11 protein-coding genes are annotated in these 14,518 nt (G+C 44.4%); 1 reads left to right on the top strand and 10 read right to left on the bottom strand.

Annotated elements, in window-relative coordinates; genetic code table 11:
• Nucleotides 1-7: 7 nt before the first annotated feature.
• From GO755_RS09710 to GO755_RS09670, 8 genes are all read right to left on the bottom strand, one after another.
• Nucleotides 8-931, bottom strand: a complete 924-nt coding sequence (locus GO755_RS09710; protein ID WP_157584547.1) for a helix-turn-helix domain-containing protein — start codon at nt 929-931, stop codon at nt 8-10.
• 119 nt (nt 932-1,050) lie between these two features.
• Nucleotides 1,051-2,370, bottom strand: coding sequence for a Gfo/Idh/MocA family protein (locus GO755_RS09705; RefSeq protein ID WP_157584546.1), 1,320 nt, complete (start codon nt 2,368-2,370; stop codon nt 1,051-1,053).
• Between the two features lie 157 nt (nt 2,371-2,527).
• Nucleotides 2,528-3,295 carry a ceramidase domain-containing protein gene (locus GO755_RS09700; RefSeq protein WP_198174792.1) on the bottom strand — a complete coding sequence of 256 codons (768 nt, stop codon included), beginning with the start codon at nt 3,293-3,295 and terminating at the stop codon, nt 2,528-2,530.
• Between the two features lie 331 nt (nt 3,296-3,626).
• Nucleotides 3,627-4,124: an SRPBCC family protein gene (locus GO755_RS09695; protein ID WP_157584544.1), complete on the bottom strand. Its 498-nt coding sequence runs from the start codon at nt 4,122-4,124 to the stop codon at nt 3,627-3,629.
• Entirely contained in the window at nt 4,121-4,441 is a 321-nt protein-coding gene (locus GO755_RS09690) for an ArsR/SmtB family transcription factor (protein WP_317165840.1), read from the bottom strand. The genes GO755_RS09695 and GO755_RS09690 overlap by 4 nt, the downstream gene beginning before the upstream one ends.
• A 494-nt stretch (nt 4,442-4,935) precedes the next feature.
• Nucleotides 4,936-7,185: a DUF7133 domain-containing protein gene (locus GO755_RS09680; RefSeq protein ID WP_157584541.1), complete on the bottom strand. Its 2,250-nt coding sequence runs from the start codon at nt 7,183-7,185 to the stop codon at nt 4,936-4,938.
• 193 nt (nt 7,186-7,378) lie between these two features.
• Nucleotides 7,379-9,670, bottom strand: coding sequence for a DUF7133 domain-containing protein (locus tag GO755_RS09675; protein ID WP_157584540.1), 2,292 nt, complete (start codon nt 9,668-9,670; stop codon nt 7,379-7,381).
• Between the two features lie 60 nt (nt 9,671-9,730).
• Entirely contained in the window at nt 9,731-11,437 is a 1,707-nt protein-coding gene (locus GO755_RS09670) for a hypothetical protein (protein ID WP_157584539.1), read from the bottom strand.
• A gap of 274 nt (nt 11,438-11,711) precedes the next feature.
• Here GO755_RS09670 and GO755_RS09665 point away from each other — a divergent pair, with 274 nt between their 5' ends.
• Nucleotides 11,712-12,476 carry a DeoR/GlpR family DNA-binding transcription regulator gene (locus GO755_RS09665; protein ID WP_157584538.1) on the top strand — a complete coding sequence of 255 codons (765 nt, stop codon included), beginning with the start codon at nt 11,712-11,714 and terminating at the stop codon, nt 12,474-12,476.
• A gap of 189 nt (nt 12,477-12,665) precedes the next feature.
• Here GO755_RS09665 and GO755_RS09660 read toward each other — a convergent pair whose 3' ends face one another.
• Together GO755_RS09660 and GO755_RS09655 are read right to left on the bottom strand one after the other, a co-directional pair.
• Nucleotides 12,666-13,376 (bottom strand): LytR/AlgR family response regulator transcription factor, encoded by a 711-nt coding sequence (locus GO755_RS09660; protein ID WP_157584537.1) that lies wholly within the window; start codon nt 13,374-13,376, stop codon nt 12,666-12,668.
• Between the two features lies 1 nt (nt 13,377).
• Nucleotides 13,378-14,421 carry a sensor histidine kinase gene (locus GO755_RS09655; protein WP_157584536.1) on the bottom strand — a complete coding sequence of 348 codons (1,044 nt, stop codon included), beginning with the start codon at nt 14,419-14,421 and terminating at the stop codon, nt 13,378-13,380.
• Between the last annotated feature and the right edge of the window lie 97 nt (nt 14,422-14,518).

The following is a 14,518-nucleotide window of genomic DNA, read 5'->3' as shown; positions in this document are numbered from 1 at the left end:
ATGAATATCAATGATGGTGGGTTTTCCGGAATTCGGCCGGGGTCATTCCTGTATTTTTCTTGAAGAACAGATTGAAATTAGACGGTTCTGCAAAGCCGATACTATAGCCTATATCCTGAAGCGACCAATCGGTTTGTAGGAGCAGCACTTTCGTTTCTTCCAGTAGTCGGTTCCGAATATGGACGCTTACATTTTGGCCGGTATGTTTTTTGAGTAAGGCGTTCAGGTAATTGGGATGAACCGACAAACTCGATGCGAACTCTTTAGCGGTTTTTATCTGAATCGGCGTCGTATAGTTGATTGTAGAGGCTTGTTGCTCAAGTAATTGGAAAAACTCATGAATATGCCTGAATTCGTCCGATACGCTATCTGGTTTGGGGTAATGGGCCATGCGCATACATTCAACCAGCAATAGCTGGAGGTAAGCCTGTATGGCATCTTCCGCCAAGGCGTTGCCCGATAATTCTTCCTGTTGCATCCGCTCAAATAAATGAGTTAGCATTGGAAGGCCAGGTTCAGTTAGTCGAATGACACTCTTCTCTTTTTGGGAAAACAAACCGTATTTATCAATGGCGGCCTTTAACTGTGGATGGTCCTGAATGAACTTCTTCTTGAATAAGACATAGTAGCCCGCCGATTCGTCCGACAAATTCTTCCAGGAGATAATGTCGTTAGGGTGAATAAACAGAATGGTGGGTTCGTCAATATAATACGTATTGAGCCCCATCGTAAAGACGCCAATTCCTTTGGTAATCATGAGCGTCTTATAAAACTCGCGCCGATTGGGCGAAAGATAGTTTCGACATTCATGCTGCTCGCGATTGAAAACCCGGATGGTCCAATCCTGATAAAATTCCCTGAAAACGGGGATCATATCCGGCAAATCCCGAAGCACATCAATGGCTTTACTATCTAATGTTAGCTGAGACATGGCCCTCTTAGTGGAAAATTAAGCGATTCGTAGTACGAGAACGCATGTTTTTTGTCATGGCTCTGGTCAACCGGTCCAGAGTCATGACAAAAACAATCAGTGTGAATACTATCAAGCCCCTAAATCTTGATCCCCCATTCGTTTGTCATTGGACGCCCGAGCAGCGCGTTGGCTTCATCGTCATTTTTGAAAAGCTCTTTCTTCGGATTCCATTGCAACGGTCGTTTGAGACGATAGGCAATATTGCCAATGTTGCAAACAGACGCTGTGCGGTGACCGATTTCTACATCACAAATAGGCTTGCTGCGTTTCCGCATCGCATCAAAGAAGTCTTTGTAATGATTGTCGCTGTGGTACACATGCTTTTCGGTTTCACCGATCACTTTTGTCGCTAACGAAGCGGGAGTGGTTTCCAGCTTTTTGCGCTGTACCCGGAGTTCACCTTCGGTTCCGGTAAACAGGATGGCATTGCTCCAGTCCCATTTTTCGTGCGTCATCACAATCCCGTTGTCATATTTATACGTCAGGAATGGGTGCTCCTTGCCATCGGGGGCAATTACCTCAACGGGACCGCTGTTGTCCATATCCAATGACCACTGTACGATGTCGAACATGTGTGCGCCCCAGTCGGTCACCATACCGCCACCAAATTCCTGGTAATTCCGCCAGTTAGGGAATACGTCTTTCGTAATAGGTGGCGCTAATTCGGAATTAAATGCAACAGGCGCATTGGGGCCAAGCCACTTGCTCCAGTCCAGTCCATCGGGAATTGGTTCGGCGGGGAGATCATAGGGAGTTGGTGGAGGACCAACGTTCACCTTAATGCTCTTAATATCACCAATGTACCCGTTGCGAATTAGCTCAGCCGTTTGTCGGAACTCCGGCCATGACCGTTGCATACTGCCAGTCTGAAACACACGGTTGTATTTACGAGCGGCATTTACCATCGCCCGACCTTCTTTAACGGTTAACGCGAGCGGTTTTTCGCAATAAATGTCTTTCCCCGCTTCGGCTGCCCGAACGGCCATGGCTGCATGCCAGTGATCGGGGGTGGCAATCACGACGGCGTCGACGTCTTTACGCGCCAACAGCTCTCGAAAGTCATTGTAAATCGGAACGTCGGAGTAAGTCCCTGCCTGTGGATTCTTTTCGTAATGGGCTTTTATTCGATCAAGGGCCAACTGCGATTTGGCTTTGTATACCTCACTGATGGCTACGATTTTAGCTTCGTTTGTTCCCAGAAACGAATTGATCAATCCTTTTCCCTGCTTACCGGTACCGATAAAGCCTAATGAAATTACATCGCTGGGTGCCAGGTATTTTGTGCCATCGGGTCGTTTGCCACCCAATACAAAACGCGGGACAATCATGAAACCGGCCACGGCGGTGGCTGCTTTCCCAACGAATTCCCGACGATTAATTGACTGTTCCTCTTTCATTATGATCCTGAATTAAGGGTTGCTGATAGGTTATGTAGTTCAGTATGCCTACGTATTTTCCAGAATGATACTCTCCTGATAGGATAAAGCCAGTTTGGGACTTATTCCTAATGGGTTTTGCAACTAAAAAATGTGTATAAATCCTGTTGAAAGAAACTTAGGTCCTTCCCGTGAATCGAAAGAAAGAATAACTACAAACGCTGCTGAGGGCTGTCAGTAAATGCCAAATGGAATGGCCCTGAATAAGTGAGTGAGGATCACAGCCGATTTTCTGCACATCCAGTGTGCGAAACCTGACGGCAACTACCATCAATACAAGGCTTGCTATGCCCAATAACCCTGATCGCTCTTTCCTGAACTGGAAATAATTGATGGCAATAAATATCAGCAGTGCCAGTATTAAACCAGGTAATAATTTGGAGCTTGGAACCAATAACGCGATTTTTAAAAACAAGACGATCAGGATCACCAGCGAAATGGCCCATATCGTTTTGACGGGCTGTGTAAACCTGACTTTATACAGGATGTGATAGAGCCCAATGCTGACCAGCACCAGCGTAAGTCCGTATGTGCCGTTCATGTCGACGCGTTGGCCGACGTAGGTGAGGGATGCGTGAAAAAAGGCGCTGCCAAAACCTAAATAAATGAAGCAAATGCCCATTAAAGCCGATAGCATCGGGAATGCTTCCAGTCGGTTCTGGTGCTTTATCCCTTCATTTTTATAATCCTGATAGGCAATTTGGACAATCAATACCCCAAAGAAGAAATACGCCAGGTTGGAATACGTATTCATCCGTTGGTGAAAAAAACGGGCAACATTATTGAATTCACAATACTCGACCACGAGCGCCGATTTGCTGACAACCATGCCGTTCCAAACTGAGCCGTTGAAAACGGTGTCTAAGCCTACCCAAATCGCTAGCATACCTACTGTGACATAGAATGAGCGTAATAAGAGTTTAGAGTATGTTTTAGAAGTCAACAAAATAGTAATAAAATTAGAATCGGCGTAACTTTGGTTTACTCAGAACTAAAGTAAATGGAAATAAGATTTCAAGAATTCACCGCACGGGCGGCTCCGCGACCCTCAATGCGGTTCCCTGCCGGGACAAGTTATTGAGAAAATACTTAATGACCGCACGGGGCCCGCAACGGCGTACTGTGTCTCGCGCCGTTGTGAACCCCGCGATGCGATGGTTTAATAAAAATCATCTCTACAAAAATTGGCAGACAACCAAAATCGTTGAAAACGAAGATCATTTTTGCGATAAAGTTGCCAACAGGACTTCCAGCTGTTTCAATGTCATCATAAATCCCTCCTTGAAGCCCATTTCAATCATCTTCTCCATGCGTTCAAGGGATTCATTATAAATAGTAACGCTCACTTTTGTCTTGCCATTTTCTTCGATGAAATTTAGGTCCCATTCAGAACCCGGCAATTCAGGATTTTCCTTTTCGTCGGCAAAAGCATTCAAAAATTTAAAATTGGTTTTCGGGCTAATAGAAGTGTATTTCTGAATGGACCAACGTTCCTGTCCTTCCGGGCTTACCATAGCATAAAACCTTCTTCCGCCCGGTTCAAAATTCATAACTTTTGTTTTTGAGGACCAGGGCTTAGGCGCCCACCATTGATCAAGAATTTCCTGTTTGGTAAAAGCATCCCATACCAGCGAAAGGTCGGCATCAAATTCCCTGTTTATAAATACCGTTTTTTTTGCTTTGTCTAGTGTAAAATCAAATAATAAGTCGTTCATTTTTTTTGTTTTTTAATCGTTGATAATACGTTATCAAGTTGATTGAAGCGGGTTTCCCAAATTTTTCTGAATTGGTCAATCCATTTATCTATCTCTTTCATTTTTTCAATTTCAAGTGAGTAGTAAATTTCCCTGCCCTGTTGTTCCTGTCTTACCAGTTGACATTCTGTCAATATTTTAATGTGTTTTGATACCGCCTGTCTACTTGTCTGAAAATGTTCTGCAAGGGCATTTGGTGTCATTGCCTGTATGGCAATCAATGTAATAATTGCTCTTCTTGTCGGGTCGGCAATAGCTTGAAAAATGTCTCTTCTTATTTCCATTTTTAACTTATTTGCAACTATATGATTGCGAATGTAAATGCAATTATTTGGTTGCACAAATTTTTCGTGAGCTATTTTTTGTTAGACTGAAAATGTAAGGATTTTTGAAGTGATTGAGAGTTGCAATAGCCTGACCACCAAAGAGAATTCCATATTGGAGCATTCATTTCTCTGTGTTGTTCGTCAAGCCGAAAATTGAGTCAAGTGATGATTATTGATCCCAACATAGCAACTATAAATTTGCCAATCTGGCTACTGGCCATGCTTATTAAGGCAGTTGTGAGCAGGCTGCTGGCTATTGCGGATTCTGTGTTGAGATTACTCAGAAGTCCCCTTCAGGTCAAGCCACAAAGGGGACGTTGGCAGGTGAAACGTCATTTGCTTGGCTAAATCGGTATAGGCGCTTAAGTAAAGATTATGAAAAACTTGTGCGCTCGGCACAAGCGTCCATTCAAATGGCTTTTTGTGACTTAATTCTTGCAAACTATTCATTTATCAAAATCATCTTCCAGCAATTGTTTTTCCGTATGAATACCGGTTCCTGCCGGTTTTTTGTCTCTCATTTTTTTGACTTCATTAGCCGAAATACCTTTCCCTACTTTTGCAAATGCACTTTGCGTAAATTGAATAATGTCGGCAATATCCTGATCGCTAATTTCCTTGTTATTGATCAATGCTGGCATCTCATTATTTAATTGGTACAGCTTTCCATTTACATGAATTGGCCCACTAATTCCGTGTAAAATAATAGAGGCCAATCGACGCGTGGAGCCATTTATATATTCAGATTCGTTGAGTGGTGGCGCTAAATCCTGAATGCCTTTCCCATCAGCGCCGTGGCAGGTCGCACAAATGCTTCTGAATAGTTTTAGCCCTTTTGTTCGATTATCGACCGCATTCTTTTCCGTCACGAAAATGGAGTTTAACTCTTTTTTCTGCCGGTTCGTTATGGCTACGGTTAAATTCTTTTTCAGCAAATCGGTTGGATTCATCGAGGCTAGATACACCTCTTCTTTGCCTCCAAGACCGCTCGTAATTGCTTCCTGAAAGATTTTCTCGTTCGCGTATTTTTTATCTATTTCTGCGAGAAAAGGCAAAAAAGTAGCTTCCGACAAGTTAAGCCAGGGAGTTAGCGACATCGACAGATAGAGGTCAACCGTTTGGTTGTTTTGAGCTAATAATTGCGTACTTACTGCTTTCATTTTCGCCACGTGCTGCATAGTGGCAAACCGCTCCAAAAGCCCAACCGCATGGGCAATTAGCTCAGGATTCTTTGATTGATTAACAAGATCACTCAGGCTTTCAAACGAAAGAGCGTTTAATCCTTCTAAGACATAAAGCGCATGGATGTCGGTTGAAAATGAATTGGTTGCCTTCGTTAACTTAATGAGTTGGCTGACAACCGAAAGGTCTTTTTTCTGGATCAACAACTGTTGGGCGCGATCTCTCAGCCAGCCATTTGGATGGCTGAGGAATGCCACTAATTGTGTGCTGGAAGCCTTCGATAAATCGGGTACTGGATTGGGTTTTATTGCTTTGCTGGTTACTTTCAAAATACGCCCTGCATTCTGTAATGTGTCCAGTTTTTTGCTGGCTAGCTGTTCAGCCAGGTATTGGGAAATATAGGCCTTGTGCTGGATAATACCCCGATGCATATCAACAATATACATGGCACCATCGGGCCCGGTAAACAAATTTACCGGACGAAAACCTTCGTCTGTCGATGCTATAAATTCTTTACCCTCTATCGCCTGGCTGGCTGTTGTCTGAAAACCGTTGAAATGCAGGACATTTCGTTTGATCAGATTGGCTTCGGGAACGCAGACAAATGCATTTTGAGTATACGCTTCCGGAAAAACGCCACCTCGATACACCAGTGGACCGCAGGCAGCCGTAACCTCTTTTAGAAATCCTTTCTCATCCAAAACACCAGGTTGATAGCCCCGATTGACGGATGTTTGATGGATAGGATATACCGTATTACTGGCTAATCGTTTGTTTTCGGCGACGGATGGTTTAAAGTATCTGTTCCTGATTACTTTGTTAGGCAACACAAAATCCCCCTGTAAATTGACGGAGTTATTGTTGTAATAAAGCCGCCCGAAATTGTCTTTCGTTATGCCCCACTGACCACGCGCCGAGGTAGGTTCTTTAATCCATTTCCCATTTCTTAATTGGTATCGGAAATTGTAATTGGCATTATAAATCCAATTGTCGATGTTCATCATTAAGCCATTGGATGAATGTTCGACATTTCCACCTTCGGCGTAGACAGGATCAACCAGCGTTTTTTTGCCCGGCTTGTCGTTTTTGATTTCGACAAACCAAAGTTTAGGGCCATCTATATACAAGAGTCCGCCGTATACATGCGCCAATCCTCTGGGCAGAATGAGTTTATCCAAAAATACCTTGGCATGGTCGGCCACGCCATCTTTATCCAGGTCTTCCAGTATGGAAATCTTACCAGTAGGCTCTTCTTCCCCGATTCCTTCGAGGTTGGGCATATAACTAATCATTTCGACCACCCACATTCGGCCTTGATTGTCGAAATCCATACTGACAGGGGCTTTCAGTAATGACTCAGAAGCAAGCACACTTAGCTGAAAACCGTCTTCTATGGTGTAGTTTTCGAGCGAAATTCTGGGTTCTTCGTACGTGGCGATTCTGAAGCCTACCATTAACATGGAAAGTACTACTAATGAGGCAAATGCTAGTTTAAATGGTCTTTTTTTAGTCATGTTTCTGACTGATTTTGATTTATTTTCCCGGAAATCCCCGCAATAGCACAGCGCCGTGATGCCGTATGGTCGTTTTGAATGAGTCAGTAAAGATCGTCAACGTCAACCAACGCCGAAAACATAGGTTACCTTTTCATTTCTCCAGGGGATTTGTTGGGCAGGTTTTCCTAGTCCCGCGACCTACTCGATCGCGTTAATTTTTAGGGGGTGCAGGTAAAAGACTGTCAAACGCATCAATTGTCCATGCTGTATTGACGGTTGAATATTGATCCCGAAGTGCTTTAACATCAGCTGGCTGCACAACTGCCGATTGCCGGCCTTTGCCGACTCGAATAGACGTTCCTACAAATTCGTAGCGTATGTAGCTCAACACAGATGCGATCCATTCGTCGGAATTGTCTTTCATAGAAGCCATCTCGCTCGGATACGTTTTGCCATCAATAGGACCTTTCAAACCGTGCAATAGGATTCGGGTCGCTATCTCTTTGTCGGCATTTACGTGTCGTGCTCCGCGCAGTGCAGGGGCTGCATTAGTGGGAAGGCCGTTTCCATCGCCACCATGACAGGGCGAGCACATGGATTTATAAATCTCACTCCCGTTCGTAATTAGTTTTCGATCTGCCGGGGTAAAGCCCGCCAGTTTAATCCCGTAAATTTTGGCGTCTTCATTTTTATCAATGCTCTTTTTCACGCTTGCCAGCATCTGGTTTGTTGGATTCTGCGCTAAAATGGATTGGGCAATTGCCTTCGCTGCCTCATTTTTACTTGATCCTACCGATAACAGAAGCTGCGTTTTTACATCGTAATTCGGATCGGCTGTCAGTTTTCCTATCTTCTCAATCCATTGATTATCATTCTGTTTGATATATGGCTCGCTCATCCAGATAGCCGCCCGTCTGATTTGCGGATCGGCATCGTTCAGGGCAACATCGAGGATTTCTTTATTGATCTCATTCAACCCTTCGAGTGTCCATAAGGCATGAAGGCGCCCCAAAGCCGAGGCATTTTTCTTGCCCGTTGCCATCAGTTTTAACTCAGGCACAACCGATTTGTCGCCTAAAACGATGATCTGTTTTTGGGCGTTATCGCGCCACCAACCGTTGGGATGATCTAAATACGTGAGCAGCTTCGCGGCCGGAATATCCAGCAGAGCAGGCTTGGGTCCACGTTTATAGCCATCATGCACCAATCGCCAGATTCTACCGCGTTGATTCACCTTCGCCAGTCCGTAATAATCAATTTTTCCCCGCAGATAACTCCCTTTCTGGGTCCAGTTGGATTCCTGAATGATGCCCCGGTTCATATCGATAATATACAGGCATCCATCGGGCCCCGAGTACGTATTAACAGGTCTGAAAAAAGCATCGGTACTGGAAATAAATTCTTTGTGGTGATAAACATTCTCAAGGTACGTTTTGCCATCCCGATTGACGACTTTAGCCCGTCTGATAATCCTGGCGACGGGTTCATTGATGATATAATCGCCCACTAAATCGGCAGGAAGGCGGTCACCTCTAAATATGGATTGGCCATTCGCGGAGGTAAAGTGGTTCAGAGTACTGTCTGGCCGTACTCTGGGCAATCCGCCCTGTACATCAGGATTCTGGATACTGGACCAAACCGGGCTGAAGGTTTCTTCGCTGTAGGCATCGGCAAACTCTAACTGACCATATTTGGGATTGATCTGAAAACCTGATCCGGCATTTTCACCACCTCCCCGGCTAAAGAATAAACGACCGTAATTATCGAACGTTAAGCCCCATTGCCCATTTGAGCCACTGTGCAGCGAATCGGGTTTAAGCAGTCCATTTACGTACCGAAACCGGATAGGGTCGACGGTTTGGTAGATGTAATTATCGAGGTTCCAGACCAGACCACTTCGCTGGTGTTCCAGATTGCCCGGAGCGACTTTCCCAACGGTATAAACCGCTTTTTTTACGTCCGATACACCATCGCCATTGGTGTCTTTATAGCTGTAAATATCGTAGGTATCGGTTTCGTTGACCAGCAGTTCGTGGTTTACGCAAAGTAGCATGCGCGGCAGAACCATTTCTTTGATAAACACCGAGCTTTTATCCATTTTACCATCATTGTCCGTGTCTTCCAGAAGCATGACGCGGCTGATTTTATCTTTGGTGCCTGTGCCATCCGCATCCTGGGTATACGTTTCCATTTGAGCCACGTACATTTTAGCGTTACCATCCCAGGCAATGGCCACGGGTTCGGTAATCATCGGTTCGCTCGCCACCAATTCCATGTGATACCCTTCTGGAATAATAAATTTTGCCTGACTTTGTTCGGGCGTGAGGGGCGTCAATATAAACGGGGCAACCGTCGGCAGAGTGTCTTTGGGCGTAGCGATAGCACTGGGCGTAGTCGTAGCGACCGTTGTGGCGACAGGGCTTTTCGTCGCTACTTTAACTGAGCAGGCATAAATGACAACAGCGAAGGCAAATACGCTGTACTTCAGGTTGATATGTTTCATTTGAGTTGAGATTGTACTAGACGGTTCTTTTCTATTTCGAGCCTGTTTCTACGAACTGGATTAGCTCACGAGGAGACTATGTTTGAAAGGAGTAAAACCGGTTATGTATACTGTTGGAGCATCCATGGCTGGTAAGGCGCCCCGTAACTGCACGCCTTTATGCTCGGATTTTCCTGGCCCGAACTGGATACTATCTGGCCCAACTGTGTAGGAACCCGATTCGCCCGATAAGAGGTAGGCGTTTTCTTTCTTCGGGAGTTTTGTTGCGCCTGCCAGCGTGCCGCCGGGCCGAAAAATTAATTCCAAGGCTACCGGAACACCTTCTGTTCCAGCAATGTCAATGTCTATTTTCAAGCCCTTCGTAGCTTCGGTAACCTTGACGGTCGTTTCGAGCTTTTGCACCTCACTTTGGGGGCGATTCGCTCGTTGCATCTTATCCCAGTCACCATCGGCAGCGATTTTATCTTTAGCGATCGGCTGATAATAAGGGCCGTCGAGGGAGGTATGCATCACCCAGGTATCGCCTTTCTGCTCAATTTTATCGGTCTGAAACTGCCCTTTCCCAAAGAACGAAGCCGCCACCCGAACACCCTGTAAAACAGCATTCCCTTTATGGAAGGTGAGCCAGCTGGCATTATTCGATAAAATAGTGGCGTCCCAGTTACCCCGCCGAATACGGACAACTCCTGAGTACGGAAAGGCTTTGGCGTAGCTGGTTGGTAAGGGTTTGCTGGCGGGCAGTTCGTTCCAGAGCATTGGGTCTTCCAGGAAATAATCGAGATAACCTGCCAATTGCTCTGGCGAACAGGTTTTTTCGATTAACCGACACATGGCTGCCATTTCGCCGTTTTTATCCAACAACGCCATGTACCGGTAGCAATAATAGTATTTGGCCATGGTACCGATGGTGCCCTTGTCCTGCCGATTCGATGCTTCTGTTACAACTTCGCCATTGGGGTGAACGTAATACAGTGTCATCATCAGATTTTTGCGAACGGGCTCGAACAGCTCAGGCTTTTTCAGACCTCGGGCCATGATGATCAGGGATCGGTCGACAATGGGCGAATAACTATTGGTACTCTTTTCATTGAATTGCCCATCGGGATCAATATCGATATGTTCGGCGAGCCACTGATCGATTCGGCTGGTGTACCGAGGATCAGGAAATACTTCGTTTAGTTTTGTCAGAGCGGCTGATACAACCCAACGATGGTTTGGCGTATGAATACCACCTACGCTAAGGGCGTCGCCCGCCTTTTTCAAAAATGTCTTGAGTAAATCAAGGGTTGTTTCCGAACCGTTGGCATTGGCTTGCTTCAGGAATTTATAGGCTGGAATGATATTTTCCAGGAGGAAAGCAGTGTCGGGCGTCGAATGAAAGTTGGTGTCGATAAAATCAATCGTACCATCTTCATGCTGCATCTTCAGCAAGGCCCGAGTCGCAGCTTCTACTTCTCGTAGTAACTCTTTCGATTGGTAATGAATGGATTCTGGACAAGCAATCAATGTGCTCGCTCGCATAATGAACCCGCTCGTAGAATGCGGGTTAGGAATTTCCACCTCGTTCATGTAGCCTCCCACAAATTTATTGGCCGGGTCCGTGACCTTTATGGGTTTATAATTACCCAACTGCTGATCATTGATTTTTATCCACTCAATCAACCAGGCCGGTTTACTTGCGTTCGGGCTGGGCAATAATCTAAAACCCAACAGTGGTAGCACGCAAAGGGATGTTGCTCCAATCGTTACAAAATTCCGTCGATCCATTAAAAGGAAGTAGGTTTAAGGGTAGCTTCCCGGATCATGTCGATTTGAGAAGCCAATAGAGTATACCCTCCGGTATTCTAATGCTAAGACAAAGATTTATTATTTTACCCCAATTGCGCCAAAATAATAGACCTTCATTCAGTAGAGCGCCTTATAGAATCGATTTAGCTGAAGCACTAACTTTTGTTTAGTTTCGATTGCTTGCGTTTTTTACCTATAGCGAAGAAAAGTATTCTTTTTCTTACTTTTGGCTGATTCAGAAAAGATAAATAGTATGCTACCGAATCAACGTCGGGATAAAATACTTGAGTTACTAAAGGAAGATGGTTCGGCCAAAGTAGTCGACCTGGCGAGAATTTTTAAGGTAACGGAAGTAACGATTCGTCAGGATCTTGAAAAGCTGGAAAAAGATGGTCTAGTGACCAAAGAACATGGGGGCGCCTATCTGAAAAACGTTGAGGATCAGGTCAGAACGTTCTCGCTGGGCAATCAGGAAAACATCGACAAGAAAGAACTCATTGCCACTAAGTGTCTGGAGTTCATCGAAAGCGGGGATAGTATTATCCTGGATTCGGGCTCGACAACAACCGAAATTGCCAAGAAACTTCGTGGCTATAAGAACCTCACCGTCATTACTAATGCCCTGAATATTGCCGTGATTTTAGGTGCCGAACCGGGTATCGAATTGATTGTAACGGGGGGTGAGTTTAAACCGCCAACCTTATCCTTAACGGGGCAGAAAGCGGCCGATTTCTTCAAAGGCATCAACGTGCAGAAATTATTCCTGGCTACGGCTGGTATTTCCCTCAAATCAGGTTTAACCTACCCGAGCCTTAGCGATTTGGTGGTTAAAAAAGCCATGATCGATGCCGCCGATACCACGTATTTAGTCGCCGATTCGACCAAGATGGGTAAGAGCGCTTTTGCCAGTTTAGGGGCTTTATCGTTGATTGACTATATCATTACCGATGCGGGTATTGAAGAGAAACACAAGCAGGTATTTCATGACAACGAAATCGAATTGATCATCGCGAATTAAGAGTTTTAAACGCAAAGGGCGCAAAGGTGAGCGCTAAGAACGCAGAGTTTTTTCATTATATATTTGATGTGATGTCGGTTACTAATAACCGACATTTTAGGTTTCTCAAAACCTAATGAATTACGCTAGGTTTTAAGAAACCTAACGTGTCAGATGTAAGTATCTGACGCCACAGAAAGCAACAGTCCGCTACAGCCCCAATTCCCTTAGAAACTCTTCTCTATAATTACTGCCGATTGGGATTTCGGTTTTATCGATAAAAATCCGATTGCCTTCGATGTGGGTGATTTTTGATTTATTGACGATAAACGAGCGATGTACACGCAGAAACAGGTTCTTGGGAAGTAGGTTGACAAAACTTGAAAACGTCATACTCGGCATAAGTGTATTTTGCGACGTACTGATTTTTGTATAGTTCCCATTAGCTTCCGCAAATAATAAATCCTCATGCAGTAGTTTGTAAATTTTGCCGTCGGTTTTTATAAATGTGTAGGCTTCGGGCTTTTCTGAATTAGCTATCTGAATTTGCGGAGAACTAGCCTGCAAACGCTCCAATGCTTTATCGACGGCAACGATAAATCGTTCCAATGAAAAAGGTTTTAATAAGTAATCGCAGGCCGATAAATCAAAGGCATCTATCGCATATTCTTTATAGGCGGTGGTAAAAATTACCTGTGGTTGATTTTTGAGTGTTTTTAAAAACGATATGCCATTCAGAATGGGCATGTTGATGTCTAAAAACAAAATATCGACGGGTTGTTTTTGTAATTCAGCTTTGGCTGCTATGGCATTATCGCAGGAAGCAACCACGGTCAGGATGGGTAAATGATTGCAGTACGTTTGTATGATTTCGCGTGCAATCGGCTCATCATCGACAATTAAACAGCTGACAGTCTTCATGTTACTTTACTCGAATTTGTAATAGCACAATATAAAATCCGCCGTTCTCCTGAATGGTCAGGTCATGGTTATTGGGATACAATAAATCAAGCCGCTTTTTCACGTTAACAAGTCCAAGACCACTATTTTTTTCAAGTGTCTCCTGTTTGTTATCGGTAGGGCCGAATGAGTTTTTTACGGAAAATAGAATTGAATTAGCCCATACTTTTACTTGAATATCAACAACTATTTTCTGATCCAGCGTATTCTTCGAATGCTTAAACGCATTTTCAATAAAAATGATCAACAGCATAGGTGCAATTTTGATCGCCGGGTCGATTCCACTTTCTATTGACGTTGTTAAGTCAAGTCGATTACCAATGCGTATTTTCTCGAATTCGATGTAATTGTTAATGTAGGCCAGTTCATCGGTCAAGGGTACAAACAATTCTTTCGCATCGTATACGGAATACCGTAATAAGTCGGCGAGTTTTAGTAAAAGTGTTGGTGTTTTGTCGGGTTGCGAAATCGAGAGACCATACAGATTATTTAACGTATTGAACAAAAAGTGCGGACTTAGTTGCGATTGAAGCAAATGGAGTTCACTTTGACTTTGTTCGGACTGGGCTCTGGCTTCGTATAACTGGCTGTTTATTCGGGTTCGGATTAATTTAACGAAAAGGCCAGTTAATACGCAAAAGAAAAAGAAGGGTAACACCAGAAAGAGAACAAACATTAACTGTTCCGGATGGCTACGTAAACTGTTGGCAAACTGCGCAACTACAAACGCACAGCCTGTCATGATCAGGGGCACTAGTACTAAAAGCCAGTTGGGCACTCGTTTATTGGGAGGAATCCATAGTTGAGCCAGATATCGCCCACTATATCCCCCAGTCAGGCAGAAAATGGTGGCGATCAAAGCCGCTTCCTCATCGTCTTTATAGATGAATGTTTTCGTGTAGGTAGCGATGATAAAATAGATTGGAACCGCTGCCAGTACACAGATGAGCAAGTGCCTTTGAGTTTCGGTTAGTTCGTTTATACCTGTGTTTTGTTCTTTTTTCACGATCACTTGATGAATTGGGAGGTACAAAGCTGAGCAGGCAAATCAACACCACTAAACGTACAGGACAGACACGTAAAAATAGCTGACGAAATCTCGG

Origin of the sequence: Spirosoma arboris (assembly GCF_009754945.1) — a bacterium.
Classification (GTDB): Bacteria; Bacteroidota; Bacteroidia; order Cytophagales; family Spirosomataceae; genus Spirosoma; species Spirosoma arboris.
This window is presented reverse-complemented; position numbering and strand designations above follow the sequence as displayed.

Excerpts from the sequence above, each read along its gene's own strand:
- GO755_RS09675 (WP_157584540.1), bottom strand. The coding sequence starts at position 9,670 with ATGAAACATATCAACCTGAAGTACAGCGTATTTGCCTTCGCTGTTGTC.
- GO755_RS09700 (WP_198174792.1), bottom strand. The coding sequence starts at position 3,295 with ATGCTAGCGATTTGGGTAGGCTTAGACACCGTTTTCAACGGCTCAGTT.
- GO755_RS09660 (WP_157584537.1), bottom strand. The coding sequence starts at position 13,376 with ATGAAGACTGTCAGCTGTTTAATTGTCGATGATGAGCCGATTGCACGC.
- GO755_RS09705 (WP_157584546.1), bottom strand. The coding sequence starts at position 2,370 with ATGAAAGAGGAACAGTCAATTAATCGTCGGGAATTCGTTGGGAAAGCA.
- GO755_RS09665 (WP_157584538.1), top strand. The coding sequence starts at position 11,712 with ATGCTACCGAATCAACGTCGGGATAAAATACTTGAGTTACTAAAGGAA.
- GO755_RS09695 (WP_157584544.1), bottom strand. The coding sequence starts at position 4,124 with ATGAACGACTTATTATTTGATTTTACACTAGACAAAGCAAAAAAAACG.
- GO755_RS09670 (WP_157584539.1), bottom strand. The coding sequence starts at position 11,437 with ATGGATCGACGGAATTTTGTAACGATTGGAGCAACATCCCTTTGCGTG.
- GO755_RS09710 (WP_157584547.1), bottom strand. The coding sequence starts at position 931 with ATGTCTCAGCTAACATTAGATAGTAAAGCCATTGATGTGCTTCGGGAT.
- GO755_RS09680 (WP_157584541.1), bottom strand. The coding sequence starts at position 7,185 with ATGACTAAAAAAAGACCATTTAAACTAGCATTTGCCTCATTAGTAGTA.